Genomic DNA, 19,898 nt, shown 5'->3' on the forward strand with positions numbered 1-19,898 from the left:
GGGGTCCAGTTGGGAAAGCTCGGTGGCGCTCGCTGACGCCCCCCACCTGGACCCCGGCGTCCGCCGGGGTGGAGCTTAGTGGAAGGGCGTCCCCGCGCTCCACCCCCCGCATCGGGTAACCCTCCTCACGCGTGCGCGCGCGTACGCGTGACTTTGTGGCCGCGCCGTCCTACACCCCGCCCAGCAACGATTCCGCAAAAGAAAGAAGCATCTTGGCCGACGACACCGTCCTCGCCGATCCGTCTGACATCGCCCCCATCTCCATCGTCGAGGAGATGAAGACCAGCTACCTCGATTACGCCATGAGCGTGATCGTCGCGCGCGCGCTGCCCGACGTGCGCGACGGCCTGAAGCCGGTCCATCGCCGCATCCTCTTCTCCGCAAGCGAGAGCGGGTTCCTCTACAATCGGCCGTATCGCAAGTCCGCGCGCATCGTCGGTGACGTGATCGGTAAATATCACCCGCACGGCGACACCGCGATCTACGACGCCTTGGCGCGCATGACGCAAGACTGGTCGATGCGGCTGCCGCTGATCGACGGCCAGGGCAACTTCGGCTCGATGGATCCCGATCCGCCCGCGGCGATGCGCTACACCGAGGCGCGGCTGGCCAAGGCGGCCAATTACCTGCTCGATGACCTCGACAAGGACACGGTCGACTTCCAGCCCAATTACGACGCGAGCGAGCGCGAGCCGCAGGTGCTGCCCGCGCGCTTCCCCAACCTGCTCGTCAACGGCGCCGGCGGCATCGCGGTCGGCATGGCCACCAACATCCCGCCGCACAATCTCGGCGAGGTGGTCGACGCCTGTCTCGCCTATCTCGACAACGGGGCGATCACGACCGAGGAGCTGATGGAGATCGTCCCCGGCCCGGATTTCCCGACCGGCGCGATCATCCTCGGCCGCGCGGGCGCGCGCTCCGCCTACGAGACCGGGCGCGGCTCGATCATCGTCCGTTCGCGCTATAAGATCGAGACCGGGCGCGGCGATCGCACCTCGATCGTGCTGACCGAGATCCCGTTCCAGCAGGGCAAGAACGCGCTGGTCGAGAAGATCGCCGACGCCGCCAAGGAGAAGCGGGTCGAGGGCGTCAGCGACATCCGCGACGAGTCGAACCGCGAGGGCGTGCGGATCGTCATCGACCTCAAGCGCGACGCCACGCCCGAGGTGGTGCTCAACCAGCTATGGCGCCACACGCCGGCGCAGGGCTCTTTCCCGGCGAACATGCTGGCCATCCGCGGCGGCCGGCCCGAGCTGCTCAACCTGCGCGACATCATCGCGGCCTTCGTCACTTTCCGCGAGCAGGTGATCACGCGCCGCGCCAAGTTCGAGCTCAACAAGGCGCGCGAGCGCGCGCACATCTTGCTCGGGCTGGTCATCGCGGTGACCAACCTCGACGAGGTGGTCCGCATCATCCGCGGCTCGTCGAGCCCGGCGGAGGCGCGTGCCAAGCTGCTGTCGCGCGACTGGCCTATCGCCGAGATCGCGCCCTATCTTCGCCTGGTCGAGGCGCTCGAGACCGACGTCGCGGGCGACACCTATCGCCTCAGCGAGGTGCAGGTCCGCGCCATCCTCGACCTGCGCCTCCACCGCCTCACCGCGCTGGGACGCGACGAGATCGGCGACGAGCTCAAGACGCTGGCCGACTCGATCACCGAGCTGCTCGCGATCCTGTCGGACCGGGTGAAGCTCTACGCGGTGATGCGCGAGGAATTCCGCGACGTGCGCGAGCAGTTCGCGACGCCGCGACGCACCGAGATCGCCGCCGCCGCCGACGGGATCGACGACGAGGACCTGATCGAGCGCGAGGAGATGGTCGTCACCGTCACCATGGCCGGCTATATCAAGCGCACCCCGCTCGACGCCTTCCGCGCTCAGGCGCGCGGCGGCAAGGGTCGCAGCGCGATGGCGACCAAGGATGAGGACGTCGTCACCAAGCTGTTCGTCACCTCGACGCACACGCCGGTGCTGTTCTTCTCCACGCTGGGCCGCGTCTATCGCATGAAGGTGTGGAAGCTACCCGAGGGGGGCCCTGCCACGCGCGGACGGCCGATGATCAACCTGCTCCCGCTCGAGCAGGGCGAGACGATCTCCACCGTGCTGCCGCTGCCCGAGGACGAGGCGGAATGGGGCAAGCTCCACGTGATGTTCGCCACCGCCAAGGGATCGGTGCGGCGCAACAGCATGGACGCCTTCACCAACGTGCCGTCCAACGGCAAGATCGCGATGAAGTTCGAGGGCGAGGATGCCGACGATCGCCTCATCGGCGTGGCGCTGCTCGACGAGGGCGACGACGTGCTGCTCGCGACCAAGTGTGGCAAGGCGATCCGCTTCGCCGCCGACGAGGTGCGCGAGTTCCAGAGCCGCAACTCGACCGGCGTGCGCGGCATCGCGCTCAAGGGCGACGACCAGGTGATCTCGCTCTCGGTGCTGCACCGCGCCGGCATCCGCGACCAGGAGGAGCGCGACGATTACCTCCGCCACGCGCCGTGGAAGGCCGAGGATGCCGAGCGCGCGCCGCGCGTGATGGACCAGATCCGCTTCGAGGATCTCCGCGCCAGGGAGCAGTTCGTGCTGACGGTCTGCGCCAACGGCTATGGCAAGCTGAGCTCGGCCTATGAGTATCGCCGCACCGGGCGCGGCGGCCAGGGCATCACCAACATCGACAATATCGCGCGCAACGGCGCGGTGGTGGCGAGCTTTGCGGCGAGTAAGGCCGAGCAGCTGATGCTGGTTACCGACCAGGCCAAGATGATCCGCATGCCGCTCGCCTCGCTGCGCGTGATCGGGCGCGGCTCGGCCGGCGTGCGGCTGTTCAACGTCGCGGCGGACGAGCATGTCGTCTCGGCGGCGCGGATCGACGAGGAGCCCGAGCCCGAGGACGCCGCCGAGGCGGCGGTCGCGGCCGAGCTCGACGAGGCGGCACCCGTTGCCGCGAGCGACCAGCTGACGCTCGACGACGGCACCGGCCCTGACACGCTGGGCGAAAACGTCGACGAGAGTGACGACGACGGGGAGCAGGCGTGATGGCGGACGAACGGCCGATGCTGGCCTATAAGGTGATGACCGGCGAGCAGCTCGCCGCGCTGGAGCGTGACGGGCGATTCGCCGGGGCGCCCGTCGACCTGGCCGACGGCTTCGTCCATCTCTCGACCGCGGCGCAGCTCACCGCGACGGTGGACAAGCATTTCGCCGGACAAGACGATCTTCACGTCGCTGCGGTCGATCTCGAGGCTTTAGGCGATCGCGTGAAATGGGAGGCGGCGCGCGAGGGCCAGCTCTTCCCGCACCTCTACGAGCCGCTGCTGCTCGAGACGGTGGTCGCCTATGGACCGCTCGAGCGGGGCGACGACGGCACGGTTAAGCTGCCCGTCTCCGGGTGAGTTTGGCGGGGTGGGCGGCTAGATGGCCGACCGCCTTCCGTCATGCCGGACTTGACCCGGCATCTATGCCGCCACCGGTGGCGGCTCTTTCTGCGGTCGCCTCGGTCACCACTCGCGCCACCATCACCCCGGACTCGTTCGGGAGCCTACCTCTTCCGCGTACTCACGGGCCGCTGAGAACGCGACATCGTGGAGCCCGGACCAAGTCCGGGATGACGAGAAGCGAGCTGCCTGCTGCGTCGCACCAAACCGTGCTCCCGCGAACGGGGGAGCCTAAGGCCAGCAGTGTCGCGCCCATCACGCCTAGGCTCCTGCCGCCGCAGGAGCACCGTGCCACCTCACCCTACGCGTACAGGTCGATCACCTCGCGCCCATCGCCCACCGCAGCGAGGAGCAACGTACGGTGGCAGTGGCATGGGTCGCGCTCGAAGCACAACAGCGCGCTCGGCCGCTCGTCGGCCAGCTCGAGCATGCGCGCCGCGGCGACCTGCGCCTCGGGCAACGCGAGCTGCGCCTCGTATACCGCGGTGAGCGTCGCCACGTCGCCCTTCTTGGCGGCGTCCCGACCCGGCTTGGGCGTACCGAGCGGTTTCAGGTGGACATAGTCGATCCCGACCGCGCTCAGCGCCGCGGCAAGCGACGATTTGGAGAAGCCCGGCCTACGCGACAGCGGCAGCGCGCGCACGTCGATCACGCGCCGCACGCCCGCCGCGGCCAGCGCGGCGAGGAAGGAGTCGACCGTCACCCCCTCATAGCCGATGGTGTAGATCGTCATCGCGCCACGCTGGGCGCGCGCACCTGACAAGGCAAGCGCGAGCCGCTATCGCGCACTTCATGGAACATGACATTCACGTGATCGGCGGGGGACTTGCCGGCTCGGAGGCGGCGTGGCAGCTGGCCGAGGCAGGGTGGCGCGTCCGCCTCTCCGAGATGCGCGGCGGCGGCGACACCACACCGGCGCACCACGGCGACTCGCTCGCCGAACTGGTCTGCTCGAACAGCTTCCGCTCCGACGATGCCGAGAGCAACGCGGTCGGCCTGCTCCACCAGGAAATGCGTGCGCTCGGCTCGCTGATCCTGTGCGAGGGCGACCGCCACCGCGTTCCCGCCGGCTCGGCATTGGCGATGGACCGCGACGGTTTCTCCGCCGGCGTCACCGCCGCGCTGGAGGCGCATCCGAACGTGACGATCGTACGCGAGCGAGTCGACACGCTGCCCGACACGCCCGCGATCATCGCCACCGGCCCGCTCACCGCGCCGGCGCTATCGGAGCGGATCGCGGGCGAGACCGGCCGCGACGCGCTCGCCTTCTTCGACGCGATCGCGCCGATCGTCCACCGCGACTCCGTCGACCTCGACACCGCCTGGTTCCAGAGCCGCTGGAACAAGGGTGACGGCACGGACTACATCAACTGCCCTCTCGACAAGGACCAGTATCACGCCTTCGTCGACGGCCTGCTCGCCGGCGAGAAGACCGAGTATCGCGAGTGGGAGAACGTGCCCTATTTCGAGGGCTGCATGCCGATCGAGGTGATGGCCGAGCGCGGGCGGGAGACGCTGCGCTTCGGGCCGATGAAGGGCGTCGGGCTCGACGATCCGCGTACCGGGCGCTGGCCCTATGCGGCAGTGCAGCTGCGTCAGGACAACGCGCACGGCACCTTATGGAACATCGTCGGCTTCCAGACCAAGCTCAAGCACGCCGAGCAGGTGCGGCTGTTCCGAACCATCCCCGGGCTGGAGAAGGCCGAGTTCGCGCGGCTGGGCGGGCTGCACCGCAACACCTTCATCCGCTCCCCCGAGCTGCTCGACCCCCAGCTGCGGCTGCGCTCGCGCCCGAACCTGCGCTTCGCCGGGCAGATCACGGGCTGTGAGGGCTATGTCGAGAGCGCCGCGATCGGGCTGCTGGCGGGTCGCTTCGCCGCCGCCGAGCTGCGCGGCGGTGCGATGGCGGCCCCGCCCGTGGAGACCGCGCTCGGCGCGCTGCTCGGCCATATCACCGGCGGCGCCGAGGCGGAGAGCTACCAGCCGATGAACGTCAACTTCGGCCTGTTCCCGCCGATCCCCGGACGCACCAAGAAGGCGGACCGCAAGAAGCTGTACACCGATCGCGCGCGCGCCGCGCTGGCGGCGTGGATCGCGGCCTGAGGTAAGAGCCGGCGCGACGCAGGTCGATCGCGGGCGAGAGCGCGCGCTCAATCGTCGGCGTGCGCCGACTCCGGGCAGGGGCTCGTGCGCCGCTGCTTGCGCTTCGGCGCCGTCGCCGCGAACTCCTTCTCGTCGAGCGCGCCCGATCGGTCGCGATCGGCCGCGGCGAAACGGTCGACGGTACGGGCGGCCCATTCGTCGAAGCTGAGCTTGCCGTCGCCGTCGCGGTCCAGTTTGGCAAAAGCCTTGCGGCGCGGCTCAAGATATTCGGCGCGCGTGACCTTGCCGTCGCGGTCGCGATCGAACCGCTCGAAGCGCCGGTGCGTGCGCGTGGCGTCGCTCGCCTCGGGCAAATCGGGTGCCGGTGCGGACGACGCCGCCGTGTCGCTCGGCCGTGCCGCCGGGGGAGCACTGGTCGGCGCGCCCGAACGCGCCTGACCGCCGACGATCAGCCAGCCACCCGCCACCAGCAGCAGGGCGGCCACGCCGCCCGCCAGATACCGCCACATGCCTCATCTCCCCACCACGTGCGGCGGAGGCTATCGGGCGCCGGCGAGGGCGTGCAAGCGCCCGCCGTTATCGCCCGGAAAGGCGGTGCCAAAGCAGCCGCGCCGCGCGGGTCGGATGACCCGCTGGCCGAGTCGGGTGCGTGAGGTCGAGTCGCGCCAGCCAGGCGAGCGCCCCCAGCGCACGCACGCGCGCCGGCCAGCGCTGGTCGAGCGCGCCCGACAGGCGCTCCAGCGCGGCGGCGTGTGCGGCGGTAGCCAGCGCAGGATCACTCAGGTGTCGCGCCAGATCCGCAAGCACCCAGCCCTCCCCGCTCCGGACGATCGTGTCGTTCGGCGGCGTCGCGAGCAGCGTCGCGGCCGCGGCGAAGAGGCCGCCGCCGCGCGCCCTCGCATGCGCCTCCAGCGCGCCGATCGTCAGCGGCGTGTCGAGCAGCGCTTCCCAGCCCTCGATCTGCCGCGCCAGCATCGTCCCCGGTACTTGCGCGACCACTTTCTGGCTCAGGGTGGCCAGCACCGGCTCGGCAGGTGCGGGCGCATGGTCCAAGGCCTCCAGCGCCTCATACCACCAGGTCAGCCGCATCTGCCCCACCAGCGGCTCGCGCGTAGTGCGCAGGATCGCGCCGAGCCGCTCGTCGAGCGCGAGCAAAGCGGCGAGCCCGTCGCGCGCGTCGGCGGGCGCATAGCCGAGCACGAGCGCGCGCTCGGTCGCCGCACCGGCAAGCGTTGGCGATTTATCAACCTTGATCACGCTAACGGTCGCTCCACCACGTTCGCGCCGCCCGCGCACCGGAAGGTATCAGATGCGCAGCCGATCCCGCTTGTTCCCGTCGCTCCGCTACCGACTGACGCCACTCCTGCACGATCGGCGCGGCTCGACGATCGGGATCATGGCAGCGGGACTGGTCGTCGGCATCGGCTCGCTCGGCAGCGCAATCGACGTCGGCCGCATGTATATCGTCAAGTCGCAGCTGCAAGCCGGGGTCGACGCCGCCGCGCTGGCCGGCGCGCGCGCCTTCGGCGTCACCGACAACAGCCCGAACAGCCGCAGCAAGCAGGTCGACTCCTATTTCGACGGCAATTTCTCGCGCTCGCCCGCCTACATGGGCACCACCAACGTGATCGTCACGCCGACCTTCGCGGTCGTCAACGGCGTCAACGTCACCACCGTCAACGCCGCGGCGACGCTCGACATGTCGTTCATGCGGCTGTTCGGCTTTCGCGACGTGACGATGCGCGCCGTGGCCAAGGCCGAACTCCAGCCGCGCACGCTCGAGGTCATGGTGGTGCTCGACAACACCGGCTCGATGGCGGATCCCTTGTCGAACGGCAAGACGCGCATCCAGGCGCTCAAGGACGCGTCGAACAGCTTCGTCGACATCCTCTTTCAGGGCGGGACGCAGCGCAAGGACCTTGCGCTCGGCTTCATCCCCTATGACATCACGGTGAACGTCGGCAGATTGCTCGAGAAGGCGCGGCCCAACTCGGTCACGCCCGTGGTCGGCTTCAACGCCGGGTTCGTCAACGATTGGGGCGCCTGGCCGAGCAATCCCTATGCGTGGAAGGGTTGCGTCATGAACGACGCGACGGTGCGCGATCTGAGCGCCGATCGCTTCGTGTCCGAGCCGAACGCCTGGGACGTCACCCGCACCCTTCCCGGCGAGGGAAGCAATCCGACGGTCGCGCCTTACTTCATCCCGCCTATATATGTTCCTACGTTCAAGAAGCCCGCCACGGGCGGCGTGCCCACGAACAAGCTTATCGATCAAGATAGCGACTATTATCAGGCCGCCGGAAATTCGAATCTGTATCGCCTCGACGCTTCCCCCGAAGGTGCCGCAGGCGCTCAGAAGCTGGTCAACAGCGCGGCCTACCGGTCTTGGCTTTATGATTATTACATGGGATTGAACGAGGATGGCAGCGCGAATACGCAGAACGACGTGATCCGCAGGCTGGACGACAGTTATTACGCATCCGGCGACGGCACTCGCATCGGCGCGAACTGGAAAGTCGACTGGACACGGCTGCCAAAATACAGCTCCTGGGCTGCCAAGCCCAGTACCTCCGTTGTCATGACAAGTGGCAACACCCCAGGTAACAGCCCCAACTGGCAGTGCCCTGAGGAAGCGATGCTGCCGCTCTACAATCGCACGAAAGCGGAGTACACGTCCTACATTCGCGACAAGAACGCCGCCATCAAGCCGGCGAACGGCACGATCCATCACACCGGCCTGCTATGGGGTTACCGCCTGCTCGTCCGCGACGACGTCTTCACGCGCCCCCGGCCGACCGGGCTACCCGCCGAGAAGCCGCGCCGCGCTATCGTCTTCATGACCGACGGCCTCAATGAAGTCACGGAAGCACAGAACAACTATATCGATCGCACCTTTACTTGGTACGGGCGCTGGTCCGACCTAGCGATTTCTTCCACCAGCGACAGCGCCGAGGAACAGATGCTGCGCCGTTTCGCAAAGACCTGCGCCAATATACAGCGAGAAGATAACGCCCCCGACGTTTACATCATCACGCTGGTGAAGAACAGCACCGCGGTCGACAACGTCTTTAACGCCTGTGCTCCCGGTCGCGTGTATCGTACCAGCGATGCCACCCAGCTCAACGCCGCGTTCCAGAACGTCGCGGCCGAGCTCGTCGACCTGCACCTGACGCAATGACGCGCGCGCTCGCCCTCGTCCGCGATCGCCGCGGCGCCACCGTGATCGAGTTCGCGCTGATCCTGCCGGTGGTGCTCAGCGCGGTGTGCGGCACGATCGAGCTCGGCCATATGCTGGTCGCGCGCATGGTGCTCGACGGCGCCGTGGTCGAGGCCGCGCGCGTCGCCACCGCGAGCGTCGACAACAGCCAGGCCGCGCGCGATACGGTGATGCGCCAGAGCATCACCACCGCGATGAGCAGCTTCCCGCTCGCCACCGGCCAGCAGATGTCGATCGATACGCGCGTCTTCGCTGATTTCAGCACGGCCTATCCGGAAGTCTATGTCGACGCCAACCGCAACGGCAAGTACGACCTGGGCGAGACCTTCACCGACCGCAACAAGAACGGTAAATGGGACCCTGCCACCCCGATCACCGGGACGATGGGCAGCGCCGGCGACGTGTTGAGCATCACCGTACGCTACCCCAAGAAGGTGCTGTTCGGCTTCCTCGGCACGCAGTGGGCGATGGGGTCGCTGATCAACCTCTCGGCCACCACCGTGGTGCGCAACGAAGCCGTGAGCCGCACCTCGTGAGCGCCCGCGCTCTGCTCGCCCGGCTCGCCCGCGAGCGCCGCGCTGTGGCCATGCTCGAGCTCGCGCTCGTCATGCCGCTGTTCCTCGGTTTCGTGCTCACCGGGCTCGAGTTCGCCAACTGGGTGATGGCGAACAATCGCGCGCAGCGGCTCGCCTCGATGACGGCGGATCTGGTGGCGCAGAGCGGCGTCGGCTCGGTCGGCGCGAGCGAGAAGCAGATCTACGACCTGTTCAGCGCGATCGACATCACCGCTCAGCCTTTCGACCTGCGCAACCACGGGCGCGTGGTGATCAGCAGCGTGAAGGGGACCGACAACGACGGCGACGGCGTGATCGAGAAGCGCTTTCTGTGGCAGCGCTTCGACGGCAATTACGTCGCGGCGACCCCGCTGCTCGGCTGCGCACAGTCGAGCGCGCTGGCGACCCTGCCGGCCAGCCGGGCGCTGCCGCTGGATGAGATCCTGTTCCACGTGCAGGTGACCTACGATTACCAGCCGCTGATCAGCCGCCGACCCTTCGGCTGGATCGATCTCGGCACCGCGATCACCCGCACCGCGACTTATCGCGCGCGCAGCACGCAGTTCCAGACGCCCTCCTCGGTCGATCAGTTTCCCGCCAAGAGCAAGTGCACGACCGCGGACGGGTTGTAAGCGACAGCGAGCGTCACGTGTAGATCATCGCGCAACGAATGGCGCACCACGGAAGCGGGTAAGTGGCGCGCGCGCCACTTACCCGCTTCGCCGGCACGGTCACTTGCGGTAGGTCACTTTCTTCACCGCGGCGACGATCTTGTCCGCGGAGATCAGCGCCAGCTTCTCGAGGTTGGCGGCATAGGGCAGCGGCACGTCCTCGTTGGTGACGCGCAGCACCGGGGCGTCGAGGTCGTCGAAGCCCTGCTCCATCACCACCGCGGCGATCTCCGAGGCGATGGAGCAGGTCGGCCAGCCCTCTTCCACCACCACCAGGCGGTTGGTCTTGGCGAGGCTCTTGAGCACCGTCTTGGTGTCGAGCGGGCGCAGCGTGCGCAGGTCGATCACCTCGGCCTCGACGCCCTCGCCCGCCAGCTTCTCGGCCGCCTCTAGCGCGAGCCCGACGCCGATCGAGTAGCTCACGATCGTCACGTCCTTGCCCTGGCGCATGATGCGCGCCTTGCCGATCGGCAGCACCCAATCGTCCAGCTTGGGCACCTCGAACGAGCGGCCGTAGAGCAGCTCGTTCTCGAGGAACACGACCGGGTCCTGGCTGCGGATCGCCGCCTTGAGCAGGCCCTTGGCGTCGGCCGCGTCATAGGGCGCGATCACGATCAGGCCGGGGACGCTGGCGTACCACGGGCCGTAGTTCTGCGAGTGCTGCGCGCCGACTCGGCTCGCCGCGCCGTTGGGGCCGCGGAACACGATCGGGCAGCGCATCTGGCCGCCCGACATGTAGTTGGTCTTCGCGGCCGAGTTGATGATATGGTCGATCGCCTGCATGGCGAAGTTGAACGTCATGAACTCGACGATCGGCTTCAGCCCGCCCATCGCCGCGCCGGTGCCGACGCCGGCGAAGCCGTATTCGGTGATCGGCGTATCGATCACGCGCTTGTCGCCGAACTCGTCGAGCAGGCCCTGGGTCACCTTATAGGCGCCCTGGTACTGCGCGACCTCCTCGCCCATCACGAACACGCGCGCGTCGGCGCGCATCTCCTCGGCCATCGCGTCGCGCAGCGCCTCGCGGACGGTCTGCTTCACCATCTCGGTACCCGCGGGCACCGCCGGGTCGCTCACCTCGGACGTGTGCGAAGCGGCCTCGAACAGCTGGCGCGCGCCGGTATCGACCTTCTCCTGCGCGGGGTGCGCCGAGTCCTCGACCGTGTCCGACTTCTTCTCGTCGGCCTGCGCGTCGCCGCGCGGCGAATCGTCCTTGGTCGCGGCGGCACCGGCCGAGTCCGCCGACCCCGCCTCCTCGCCCTCGCCGGCGAGCTGCAGGATCACGGTGCCGACCTTCACCCCGTCGGTGCCCTCGGCCACCAGGATCTTGGTGACGGTGCCCTCGTCGACCGCCTCGAACTCCATCGTCGCCTTATCGGTCTCGATCTCGGCCATGATGTCGCCGGACTTCACCGTGTCGCCTTCCTTGACGAGCCACTTGGCGAGCGTGCCCTCCTCCATCGTCGGAGACAGCGCCGGCATCTTGATGTCGATCGCCATCTCAATACTTCTCCACCAGGACATCGGTATACAGTTCGGCCGGATCCGGCTCGGGGGTGCTCTCGGCGAAATCGGCCGACTCGTTGACCTGCTTGCGGATACGCTGCTCGATCGCCTTGAAGTCCTCTTCCTTGGCGCCGTGCAGCTCCGACAGCGTCCGCTTCACCGCCTCGATCGGGTCGGACTTGTCGCGCACCGCCTGCACCTCGTCGCGCGAGCGGTATTTGGCGGGATCGGACATCGAGTGGCCGCGGTAGCGATAGGTCTTCATCTCGAGGATGATCGGCCCCTTGCCCGCGCGTACCCAGGCGAGCGCCTCCTCCGCCGCGCCGCGCGCCGCCAGCACGTCCATGCCGTCGATCTGCAGGCCGGGAATGCGGAAGCTCTCGCCGCGCTTGTACAGCTGGTCCTCGGACGAGGCGCGGTTGACGCTGGTGCCCATGGCGTACTGGTTGTTCTCGATCACGAAGATGATCGGGAGCTTCCACAGCTCGGCCATGTTGAAGGCCTCGTACACCTGGCCCTGGTTGGCCGCACCGTCGCCGAAATAGGCGAGGCAGACGCCGCCGTCCTCGCTGTACTTGTGCTTGAAGGCGAGACCGGCGCCGAGCGACACCTGTGCGCCGACGATGCCGTGGCCACCGTAGAACTTATGCTCGACGCTGAACATGTGCATCGAGCCGCCCTTGCCCTTGGAGATGCCGGCCTGACGCCCGGTCAGCTCCGCCATCACGTCCTTGGGCGGGATCCCGCACAGCAGCATATGGCCGTGGTCGCGATAGCCGGTGATCACCGAATCGGCATCGGTCAGCGCCGACTGGAGCCCGACCGCGACCGCTTCCTGACCGATATAGAGGTGGCAGAAGCCGCCGATCAGGCCGAGACCATAGAGCTGCCCGGCCTTCTCCTCGAAGCGGCGGATCAGCAGCATGTCCTCGTAGAATTTGAGCAGCTCTTCCTTGCTCGCCTCATACGGACGCGGGTCCGACGGGCGCTCGCGATTCGTCTTCATCGGGTCGGCGGGGGGCGTATCGCCGGCCATTGCCGGGCTGCGTGCTGGGGCTTTTGCCACGATGGACAGGACCTCATTCCTTGGGGAGATGGGCGCCTATAGGCGCGGGTCGCGTCGGACTGCAAACCCCACCGGGTTGCAAGGGTTTCAGCGCGGGTCTACGCCGCTGGTCCGATGCACGCTCCGATCGACCCGCCGGCCGCGCCGCGCCATCCTTTGCGCATCGCCAATTTTCGCGCTTACTGGCTGGCGCGCTTCTCGGGCACCATCGCTATCAGCGCGCAGGCGATCATCATCGGCTGGCAGGTCTATGGCCTCGCGCGCCAGACCCTGGACATCCGCGACGCCGCCTTTCTCCTCGGCATGATCGGGCTGGTGCAGTTCATCCCCCTGTTCCTGCTGACGCCCGTGGTCGGACTGGTGGCGGACACGGTGGACCGGCGCTGGATCGTGCGCGGCACCACCGCGCTGCTGGTGCTCAACGCCGCGACGCTGGGGCTGCTCACCTGGTCGGGTCAGCTTGGCCTTCCATATCTTTTCGTGTCCGCTGTCCTGATCGGGGTCGCCCGCGCCTTCTCGGGGCCGGCCTATTCCGCGCTGGCGCCGAATCTCGTGCCCAAGGAAAGCCTGCCGACCGCGATCGCGATCTCCTCGATCGCCTGGCAGTTCGGCACGATCGCGGGGCCGAGCGTCGGCGGGCTGCTCTACGCGATCCACCCCGACGTGGCGTACGGGGTCATCTCGGGGCTGCTGCTGCTCGCGCTCGGGCTGATGTTCCTGATCGGCAAGGTGCCGCAGCCGCCCGCGCAGAAGGACCGCCGCCCGCTTCAGCGCATCCTCGACGGCTTCGCCTATGTCCGCCGCAACCGGCTGGTGCTCGCGGCGATCACGCTCGACCTGTTCGCCGTGCTGCTGGCGGGCGCGACCGCGCTGCTGCCGATCTTCGCGCGCGACATCCTCCAGGTCGGCGCCTCCGGGCTCGGCGTGCTCGCGGCAGGGATGGGGATCGGCGCGGCGAGCACGGCGATCTGGTTCTCGTTCAGGCCGATGAAGCGCAACGTCGGCGTGAAGATGCTCGCCTCGGTGGTGGTCTTCGGGCTCGGCATCCTCACCTTCGGCGTGGCGACGCAGGTAACCGATGCGCTCGGCATCACCCATGTCGCGCTCGGTGCCGGGCTGCCGGTGCTCCAGACCGACTTCCTGCTTAGCCTCGTCGGACTGATCGTCGCGGGCGGGGCGGACATGGTGTCGGTCTATGTCCGCACCTCGCTGATCCAGCTCCACACGCCCGACTCGATGCGCGGCCGCGTCAGCGCGGTGTCGCAGCTCACCATCTCGGCCTCCAACGAGCTCGGCGAGGCGGAGAGCGGGCTGATGGCGTCGCTGCTCGGACCGGTCGGCGCGGTGGTGTTCGGCGGGGTCGGCGCGATCGCGATCACGCTGCTGTGGTCGCGGCTGTTCCCGGAACTCAAGAACGCACGGACCTTTGACCCGCCCGAGATGCTAGAGACAGAACCCCAGCACGGAGTAGCGCAGCCATGAAGGCCCAGACCATCCTGGAGACGATCGGCAACACGCCGCATATCCGAGTCCGCAAGCTGTTCCCGGGCTCGGAAGTGTGGATCAAGTCCGAGCGATCCAATCCCGGCGGCTCGATCAAGGACCGCATCGCGCTGGCGATGATCGAGGCGGCCGAGGCCTCGGGCGCGCTCTCGCCCGGCGGCACGATCGTCGAGCCGACCAGCGGCAACACCGGGATCGGCCTCGCCATGGTCGCCGCGGTGAAGGGCTATAAGCTGATCCTGGTCATGCCCGAGAGCATGAGCCTCGAGCGCCGCCGGCTGATGCTCGCCTATGGCGCGCAGTTCGACCTCACCCCGCGCGAGAAGGGCATGAAGGGGGCGATCGAGCGCGCGCTCGAGCTGGTCGAGCAGACGCCGGGCGCGTGGATGCCGCAGCAGTTCGAGAACCCCGCCAACGTCGACGTCCATGTCCGCACCACCGCGCAGGAGATCCTCAACGATTTCCGCGACTCGCCGATCGACGTCATCATCACCGGCGTCGGCACCGGCGGCCACATCACCGGCGTGGCCGAGACGCTGAAGAAGGAATGGCCTAATCTCAAGGTCTTCGCGGTCGAACCTCAGGCCTCGCCGGTGATCTCGGGCGGCCAGGCCGGGCCGCACCCGATCCAGGGGATCGGCGCTGGCTTCATCCCCGCCAACCTCCACACCCAGGCGCTCGACGGCGTGATCGAGGTCGACGCCGCGGTGGCCAAGGACATGGCGCGCCGCGCCGCACGCGAGGAAGGCATGCTGGTCGGCATCTCCTCGGGCGCGACGCTCGCCGCGATCCTGCAAAAGTTGCCCGACCTGCCCGACGACGTGCGCGTGCTCGGCTTCAACTACGACACCGGCGAGCGCTATCTCTCGGTGCCGGACTTCCTGCCGGAGAATTGAGCTGGGCGGCGTCGGCACTCGGACGGGCGCGATCCTCGGCGGCATCGCGCTGCTGGCGATCATGGGCCCGCTGGTGGTGATCCAGCGCGCACCCGCAGTGCCGCGTGCGATCGCCGCCAAGGTGCGCCCGCCGCAGCGGGTCGCGCCCCCGACCGAGCTGCCCGAGGTCGAGCCGGTCGAACTGCAGGACCTCACCGCCGAGGAGGCGCGCGCCTACAACGCCGGCATCCCCTTCGTGCGCGGGCCCAAGCCGGCGGCGCAGCCGTTCCGCTTCGCCGGCGACAGCGCCGCGCTGGCGCGCGCGACCGACTGTCTCGCCGCCGCCGCCTGGTACGAGGCCGGCGACGATCCCGCCGGCCAGCGCGCCGTGGTGCAGGTGGTGCTCAACCGTCTGCGCCATCCCGCTTTCCCGAAGACGGTATGCGGCGTCGTGTTCCAGGGCGCGGAGCGCAACACCGGGTGCCAGTTCACCTTCACCTGCGACGGTGCGCTGGCGCGGCATCCCAGCGCGCCGGCGTGGGAGCGCGCGCGCAGGGTCGCGGCGGACGCGCTGGCGGGCAAGGTCGAGAAGAAGGTCGGCTATGCCACGCATTACCATACCGATTGGGTGGTGCCCTATTGGAGCTCCAGCCTCGACAAGATCGCCGAGGTCCACACCCATCTGTTCTTTCGCTGGACCGGCTGGTGGGGCACGCCCCCTGCCTTTCGCCGCACGGTGTCGAGCGCCGAGCCGGTGATCGCCGCGCTGGCACCGGTGTCGCCCGCGCACCAGCTCGGGGCCGCGCTGACCGAGGCGGAGACCGCGACCGCCGCGGCGGCGCCATTGCTCGCGGGCGCGGGCGCGCCGGCACCGGCGGCGACGCCGCTGGCGGGTGATGAGGACGCCTTCGCGATGCTGCTGGGTAGCGACTCGCCCGAGCGCTATATCGACGCCGCGCGCGCGGCGTGCGGCGAGCGCGCGCGGTGCAAGTTCATGGGCTGGACGGATCGCGCGCAGCTGCCGGGGTCGGCGACGATGACGCCGCCGCAGATCGCGGCGATGTCATTCAGCTATCTCCGCAACAAGGACGCGGGGATCGAGCGGATGCTGTGGAACTGCAAGGAGTTCCCGCGCACGGGCCCGGGCCTGTGCATGCGCCGCCAGGCGGTCTCGCAGCTCGCCCCGCCGTCGGGAGCGGCGCCGTCCGGGTCGGAGCCGCTGGACGGCGTGCGGCGGCGCGAGGAAGCGGGAGGGAAAAGCCCCTCGCCTTCGAGCGCATCAGGTGAACTGCGTCGCACGTTGCCGAGGTCGGACCGACCGGATGCCGGCGGCGCCACGAACCCCGCTTCCGCGGCGAAGCCCCAACCCCTCCACTGAAGGAGAGCGGTGCGAGACCGTCAGATCCTCCCCGCTCGCGGGAAGGGGGACCGCCCGGCGCAGCCGGGTGGTGGAGGGGGCTCGCCCCGAACACACCGGCCCGCGCGCGGAGAGCCCCCTCCGTCAGCGCTAACGCGCTGCCACTGTGGGCGAGATGGTGTCCCCCGGACACCATCTTGGCTTGCTGAAGGCAAGCCGAAACCCGCACTCCCCGCGAGCGGCGAGGATCTTCAGCTTCCTCACGCCGCCGCGAACATCTCCGGCGGCAGCGCCATGATCGCCTCGGCGCCGCCCTCGATCTTGCGACGCAGCGCGCCCGCCTCGGGCAGCACGCGCTCGGCGAAAAAGCGCGCCGTCACCAGCTTGGCGTCGAGGAAGGCGGCGTCGCCCGCCCCCTCTGCCTTGAGCCGCGACGCCGCGCCCGCCATGCGCAGCCACATCAGCCCGACCGCGACCACGCCAACGAGGTGCATGTACGGGACCGCTCCCGCGCCGACGTTGTTCGGATCCTTCATGCCGTTGGCGAGGAACCACATCGTCGCCGCCTGCAGCTCGCCCGCGGCCTTCTCCAGCCGCGCCGCGAGGTCGGCGGTGGCCGGCTGGGCCTTGCCCACCGCGATCTCGTCCATGACCAGCTTGCCGAACGCCTGCACCGCGCGGCCGCCGTTGAGCGCGAGCTTGCGCCCGACCAGATCCATCGCCTGGACGCCGTTGGTGCCCTCGTAGATCATCGCGATGCGTGCGTCGCGGACATACTGCTCCATGCCCCACTCGGCGATGTAGCCGTGCCCGCCATAGACCTGCTGCGCGTTGGTCGCGATCTCGTAGCCGCGGTCGGTGCCGACGCCCTTGATCACCGGGGTGAGCAACCCGAGCAGGTCACCGGCGAGCTGGCGCTCGGTCTCGTCGGTGGCGTGATGCTCGAGATCGGCCTGGAGCGCGCCCCAGAGGCACAGTGCGCGCAGCCCCTCGGTCCAGGCCTTGCCCTCCATCAGCATGCGGCGAACGTCGGGGTGGACGAACAACGTGTCCGCCTTCTCGCCCGGCTCGGCCGGCCCGGTGAGCGCGCGGCCCTGCCGCCGGTCCCTCGCGTACTGCACCGCATTCTGGTACGCGGTCTCCGCCACGCCGAGCCCCTGCAACCCGACACCGAGCCGCGCCGCGTTCATCATGATGAACATCGCGGCGAGCCCCTTCATCTCCTCGCCGACGAGCCAGCCGGTGGCGCCGTCATAGTTCATCACGCAGGTCGAGTTGGCGTGGATGCCCATCTTGTGCTCGATCGAGCCGCACGTCACCGCGTTGCGCGCGCCAAGCGAGCCGTCGTCCTCGACCAGCACCTTGGGCACCACGAACAGCGAGATGCCCTTGGAGCTGTCGGGTGCGCCCGGCGTCTTCGCCAGCACGAGGTGGATGATATTGTCGGTCAGGTCGTGCTCGCCCGCCGAGATGAAGATCTTGGTGCCGGTGATCGTATAGCTGCCGTCGGCCTGCGGCTCGGCGCGGGTGCGGATCAGCCCGAGGTCGGTGCCGCACTGCGGCTCGGTGAGGTTCATCGTGCCGCCCCACTCGCCCGACACCATCTTGGGCAGATACTTCTGCTGCTGCTCCGAGCTGCCCTTCACCACCAGCGCCGCGATCGCGCCGTGCGCGAGGCCGGGGTACATCGCGAACGCCATGTTCGCCGAGATCATATATTCCTGGAAGGCGGTGGAGACGACGTGCGGCATCCCCTGCCCGCCGAACGCCTCGGGCGCGCTCAGCGTGCCCCAGCCCGACTCGACGAACTGCCGGTACGCTTCCTTGAAGCCCTTCGGCGTGGTGACGCTGCCGTCGGCGTGGCGCGTGCAGCCTTCCTGATCGCCCGACTGGTTGAGCGGGAACAGCACCTCGGCGACGAAGCGCCCGCCCTCCTCCAGCACCGCCTCGACCGTGTCGGGCGTGGCGGCGGCGAAGCCGGGGACGTTGGCGTAGCGATCGAGCCCGATCACCTGCTCGAGCACGAAGCGGGTGTCGCGGACGGGGGGAGTATATTGCGGCATCGTCTCAGCTTTCCTTGGCTTTCCCACCCTCGACCACCGTCAGGAACTCGGCCAGCTCGGTGATCGCGGCGTCGATATCGTGCTTCTGTTGCTCGAGCGCGGCGATGCGCTCGCGGCAGCGCTCGATCGCCACCGCGCGCTGCTTCTGCCGGCCGTCGCCGACGTCGTAGAGGTCGATCATCTCGCGGATGTCGGCGAGGCTGAAGCCGACGCGCTTGCCGCGCAGAATCCAGGCCAGTCGCGCGCGATCGCGGTGCGAGTAGATCCGCACCATCCCGCGCCGCTCAGGCGCGATCAGCCCCTCGTCCTCGTAGAAACGCAACGCACGCGGCGTGACGCCGAACTCGGCCGACAGATCGGTGATGGTGAAATGATCGCGGTCCGCGCGCGGCGGCACGACAGCATAAGCGGCAGACGCGTCGAGAAGGTCGCTCATGACGAGCTGGGTAGCTTCCCTTTACGTGAACGTCAACCAGCGCGATCGGCTAGTCGTCACCGCACAGCAGCCGACCGTCTGCACCGCGCGTCCGGCGTGCCTCGGCGACGGAGTCGCTCAACCGCTCCAGCCGGAGCCCCGCGAGCGAGGCGCGGCCGGAGCAACGCGGCTCGCAGCCCGCGGGAAAGGTCGCCGGGAAGACAAGCGCATCGCCATCGTAGCGGAGCTCGACCGTACAGCCCCTGCCCCATTCCGCCGTCATCACCGCCCCGGCACGCGCCACGCCGCGCGCGACGCAGCGCTGACCGGCGCCGTAATCGACGCTCGCGCCCGCGCTCAGGGCGCCGCCGCTTTCCGGGACGAGGCAGAGCCGCGCGGTCTCCGACGCGAAGACGCCGACCGGTCGGTCCCGCACCGGCGCCGCGATGAGCCCAGCGGCTTCGGCGGCGCGCTCCAAGGCGACTCCCGCGGGCTCACGCGGTGCGTTCGACGGCGCGGCGCGGTCGCAGCCGGCGAGCAGCAGCGCAGCGAACACGAGTGCGCCGCGGATCACGCCACTGGGCTCAGCGCGCCCTCTGTGTGCGCCGCGCCGAGGGCCACCCCGCGGTAGAAGCAGCTGCGCGCGCCGGTGTGGCAGGCAGGTCCGGCCGGATCGACGATCAGCCACAGGGCGTCCTGGTCGCAGTCGACGCGCAGCTCGACGACGCGCAGGACGTTGCCCGAGGTCTCGCCCTTCTTCCACAGCCGCCCGCGACTGCGCGAGAAAAAGGTCGCCTCGCCGGTCGCCCGCGTGGCCGCGATCGCGGCCGCGTTCATGTGCGCTACCATCAGCAGCTCGCCGCTGACACGGTCGGTCACCACGGCGGTGACCAGCCCGGCCGCATCGAACTTGGGGAGGAAGTCGAAGCCGGTCTCGCGCGTGTCGGTCATGCGAGATCGCCTAGAGCGAGTCGTCGCCGGTTTGAAGCGGCGATGTGCGTCCTAGCTCGTTTCGAGCCCCGGCCGAGGTCGGCGTGCGGAGGAGCGGACTCTCAGGCGCGCCTGACCGGCGTTGGGGCTCAAGGTTCATCGAGTCGGACGCGAACCACGAAGATTCTCCAAACTGGCCCCCGGCCTTTGACGG

Annotated in this window: 18 protein-coding genes; 9 read left to right on the forward strand and 9 right to left on the reverse strand. The window is 68.9% G+C overall.

What is annotated here, in order from left to right; all coding sequences use genetic code 11:
- Positions 1–212: 212 nt before the first annotated feature.
- Together gyrA and FHY02_RS05220 are read left to right on the forward strand one after the other, a co-directional pair.
- Complete coding sequence (gene gyrA, locus FHY02_RS05215; RefSeq protein WP_183920790.1) at positions 213–3,026, forward strand: DNA gyrase subunit A; 2,814 nt, start codon at positions 213–215, stop codon at positions 3,024–3,026.
- The gene (locus FHY02_RS05220; protein ID WP_183920791.1) at positions 3,026–3,382 is read left to right on the forward strand and encodes a DUF952 domain-containing protein; all 357 of its coding nucleotides are present in this window, start codon (positions 3,026–3,028) and stop codon (positions 3,380–3,382) included. Before gyrA ends, FHY02_RS05220 begins: the two co-directional genes overlap by 1 nt.
- A 343-nt stretch (positions 3,383–3,725) precedes the next feature.
- Here FHY02_RS05220 and FHY02_RS05225 read toward each other — a convergent pair whose 3' ends face one another.
- Positions 3,726–4,157: a DUF488 family protein gene (locus FHY02_RS05225; RefSeq protein WP_183920792.1), complete on the reverse strand. Its 432-nt coding sequence runs from the start codon at positions 4,155–4,157 to the stop codon at positions 3,726–3,728.
- Positions 4,158–4,216: 59 nt separating this feature from the next.
- Here FHY02_RS05225 and trmFO point away from each other — a divergent pair, with 59 nt between their 5' ends.
- Positions 4,217–5,527: a methylenetetrahydrofolate--tRNA-(uracil(54)-C(5))-methyltransferase (FADH(2)-oxidizing) TrmFO gene (gene trmFO / locus FHY02_RS05230; RefSeq protein WP_183920793.1), complete on the forward strand. Its 1,311-nt coding sequence runs from the start codon at positions 4,217–4,219 to the stop codon at positions 5,525–5,527.
- A 47-nt stretch (positions 5,528–5,574) separates the two neighbouring features.
- Here the strand turns inward: trmFO and FHY02_RS05235 are convergent, their stop codons facing one another.
- Positions 5,575–6,036, reverse strand: a complete 462-nt coding sequence (locus FHY02_RS05235) for an EF-hand domain-containing protein (RefSeq protein WP_183920794.1) — start codon at positions 6,034–6,036, stop codon at positions 5,575–5,577.
- 67 nt (positions 6,037–6,103) lie between these two features.
- Positions 6,104–6,784, reverse strand: coding sequence for a squalene/phytoene synthase family protein (locus tag FHY02_RS05240; protein WP_311731776.1), 681 nt, complete (start codon positions 6,782–6,784; stop codon positions 6,104–6,106).
- Positions 6,785–6,836: 52 nt separating this feature from the next.
- Between FHY02_RS05240 and FHY02_RS05245 the strand changes: the two genes are divergently transcribed.
- The 3 genes from FHY02_RS05245 to FHY02_RS05255 are packed head-to-tail and all read left to right on the forward strand — an operon-like array spanning position 6,837 to position 9,930.
- Positions 6,837–8,705: a pilus assembly protein TadG-related protein gene (locus FHY02_RS05245; protein WP_183920795.1), complete on the forward strand. Its 1,869-nt coding sequence runs from the start codon at positions 6,837–6,839 to the stop codon at positions 8,703–8,705.
- Complete coding sequence (locus FHY02_RS05250) at positions 8,702–9,280, forward strand: TadE/TadG family type IV pilus assembly protein (RefSeq protein ID WP_183920796.1); 579 nt, start codon at positions 8,702–8,704, stop codon at positions 9,278–9,280. The genes FHY02_RS05245 and FHY02_RS05250 overlap by 4 nt, the downstream gene beginning before the upstream one ends.
- Complete coding sequence (locus FHY02_RS05255; protein WP_311721326.1) at positions 9,277–9,930, forward strand: pilus assembly protein; 654 nt, start codon at positions 9,277–9,279, stop codon at positions 9,928–9,930. Before FHY02_RS05250 ends, FHY02_RS05255 begins: the two co-directional genes overlap by 4 nt.
- A gap of 99 nt (positions 9,931–10,029) precedes the next feature.
- On the opposite strand, the gene FHY02_RS05260 is transcribed toward FHY02_RS05255, so the two are convergent.
- Both FHY02_RS05260 and pdhA read right to left on the reverse strand, forming a co-directional pair.
- Positions 10,030–11,469, reverse strand: coding sequence for a pyruvate dehydrogenase complex E1 component subunit beta (locus tag FHY02_RS05260; RefSeq protein ID WP_183920797.1), 1,440 nt, complete (start codon positions 11,467–11,469; stop codon positions 10,030–10,032).
- A 1-nt stretch (position 11,470) separates the two neighbouring features.
- Positions 11,471–12,481, reverse strand: coding sequence for a pyruvate dehydrogenase (acetyl-transferring) E1 component subunit alpha (gene pdhA / locus FHY02_RS05265; RefSeq protein WP_260158750.1), 1,011 nt, complete (start codon positions 12,479–12,481; stop codon positions 11,471–11,473).
- Between the two features lie 174 nt (positions 12,482–12,655).
- Here pdhA and FHY02_RS05270 point away from each other — a divergent pair, with 174 nt between their 5' ends.
- The 3 genes from FHY02_RS05270 to FHY02_RS05280 all read left to right on the forward strand — a co-directional run bounded on the left by FHY02_RS05270 (position 12,656) and on the right by FHY02_RS05280 (position 16,297).
- Positions 12,656–14,023, forward strand: a complete 1,368-nt coding sequence (locus FHY02_RS05270) for an MFS transporter (RefSeq protein WP_183920799.1) — start codon at positions 12,656–12,658, stop codon at positions 14,021–14,023.
- Positions 14,020–14,940 carry a cysteine synthase A gene (cysK, locus tag FHY02_RS05275; RefSeq protein ID WP_183920800.1) on the forward strand — a complete coding sequence of 307 codons (921 nt, stop codon included), beginning with the start codon at positions 14,020–14,022 and terminating at the stop codon, positions 14,938–14,940. The genes FHY02_RS05270 and cysK overlap by 4 nt, the downstream gene beginning before the upstream one ends.
- Positions 14,941–15,001: 61 nt before the next feature.
- A complete protein-coding gene (locus FHY02_RS05280) occupies positions 15,002–16,297 on the forward strand; it encodes a cell wall hydrolase (RefSeq protein WP_183920801.1) in 1,296 nt (431 codons plus the stop codon).
- Positions 16,298–16,536: 239 nt separating this feature from the next.
- Here the strand turns inward: FHY02_RS05280 and FHY02_RS05285 are convergent, their stop codons facing one another.
- Genes FHY02_RS05285 through hisI form a run of 4 tightly spaced genes read right to left on the reverse strand, consistent with a single transcriptional unit; the run spans position 16,537 to position 19,705 of the window.
- The gene (locus tag FHY02_RS05285; protein WP_183920802.1) at positions 16,537–18,339 is read right to left on the reverse strand and encodes an acyl-CoA dehydrogenase C-terminal domain-containing protein; all 1,803 of its coding nucleotides are present in this window, start codon (positions 18,337–18,339) and stop codon (positions 16,537–16,539) included.
- A 4-nt stretch (positions 18,340–18,343) separates the two neighbouring features.
- Positions 18,344–18,775 carry a MerR family DNA-binding transcriptional regulator gene (locus FHY02_RS05290; protein ID WP_183920803.1) on the reverse strand — a complete coding sequence of 144 codons (432 nt, stop codon included), beginning with the start codon at positions 18,773–18,775 and terminating at the stop codon, positions 18,344–18,346.
- A 49-nt stretch (positions 18,776–18,824) separates the two neighbouring features.
- Positions 18,825–19,328: a hypothetical protein gene (locus FHY02_RS05295; RefSeq protein WP_183920804.1), complete on the reverse strand. Its 504-nt coding sequence runs from the start codon at positions 19,326–19,328 to the stop codon at positions 18,825–18,827.
- Positions 19,325–19,705 (reverse strand): phosphoribosyl-AMP cyclohydrolase, encoded by a 381-nt coding sequence (gene hisI / locus FHY02_RS05300; RefSeq protein ID WP_183920805.1) that lies wholly within the window; start codon positions 19,703–19,705, stop codon positions 19,325–19,327. The genes FHY02_RS05295 and hisI overlap by 4 nt, the downstream gene beginning before the upstream one ends.
- Positions 19,706–19,898 lie beyond the last annotated feature (193 nt).

Source organism: Sphingomonas sp. BK069 (assembly GCF_014193405.1).
GTDB lineage: Bacteria > Pseudomonadota > Alphaproteobacteria > Sphingomonadales > Sphingomonadaceae > Sphingomonas.

What these genes read in the sequence shown, in the direction of transcription:
- FHY02_RS05250 (WP_183920796.1), top strand. Translation starts at nt 8,702, where the DNA reads ATGACGCGCGCGCTCGCCCTCGTCCGCGATCGCCGCGGCGCCACCGTG.
- trmFO (WP_183920793.1), top strand. Translation starts at nt 4,217, where the DNA reads ATGGAACATGACATTCACGTGATCGGCGGGGGACTTGCCGGCTCGGAG.
- hisI (WP_183920805.1), bottom strand. Translation starts at nt 19,705, where the DNA reads ATGACCGACACGCGCGAGACCGGCTTCGACTTCCTCCCCAAGTTCGAT.
- FHY02_RS05285 (WP_183920802.1), bottom strand. Translation starts at nt 18,339, where the DNA reads ATGCCGCAATATACTCCCCCCGTCCGCGACACCCGCTTCGTGCTCGAG.
- FHY02_RS05280 (WP_183920801.1), top strand. Translation starts at nt 15,002, where the DNA reads ATGGGCCCGCTGGTGGTGATCCAGCGCGCACCCGCAGTGCCGCGTGCG.
- FHY02_RS05245 (WP_183920795.1), top strand. Translation starts at nt 6,837, where the DNA reads ATGCGCAGCCGATCCCGCTTGTTCCCGTCGCTCCGCTACCGACTGACG.
- FHY02_RS05220 (WP_183920791.1), top strand. Translation starts at nt 3,026, where the DNA reads ATGGCGGACGAACGGCCGATGCTGGCCTATAAGGTGATGACCGGCGAG.
- pdhA (WP_260158750.1), bottom strand. Translation starts at nt 12,481, where the DNA reads ATGAAGACGAATCGCGAGCGCCCGTCGGACCCGCGTCCGTATGAGGCG.
- FHY02_RS05235 (WP_183920794.1), bottom strand. Translation starts at nt 6,036, where the DNA reads ATGTGGCGGTATCTGGCGGGCGGCGTGGCCGCCCTGCTGCTGGTGGCG.
- FHY02_RS05270 (WP_183920799.1), top strand. Translation starts at nt 12,656, where the DNA reads ATGCACGCTCCGATCGACCCGCCGGCCGCGCCGCGCCATCCTTTGCGC.
- FHY02_RS05260 (WP_183920797.1), bottom strand. Translation starts at nt 11,469, where the DNA reads ATGGCGATCGACATCAAGATGCCGGCGCTGTCTCCGACGATGGAGGAG.
- FHY02_RS05225 (WP_183920792.1), bottom strand. Translation starts at nt 4,157, where the DNA reads ATGACGATCTACACCATCGGCTATGAGGGGGTGACGGTCGACTCCTTC.
- cysK (WP_183920800.1), top strand. Translation starts at nt 14,020, where the DNA reads ATGAAGGCCCAGACCATCCTGGAGACGATCGGCAACACGCCGCATATC.
- FHY02_RS05290 (WP_183920803.1), bottom strand. Translation starts at nt 18,775, where the DNA reads ATGAGCGACCTTCTCGACGCGTCTGCCGCTTATGCTGTCGTGCCGCCG.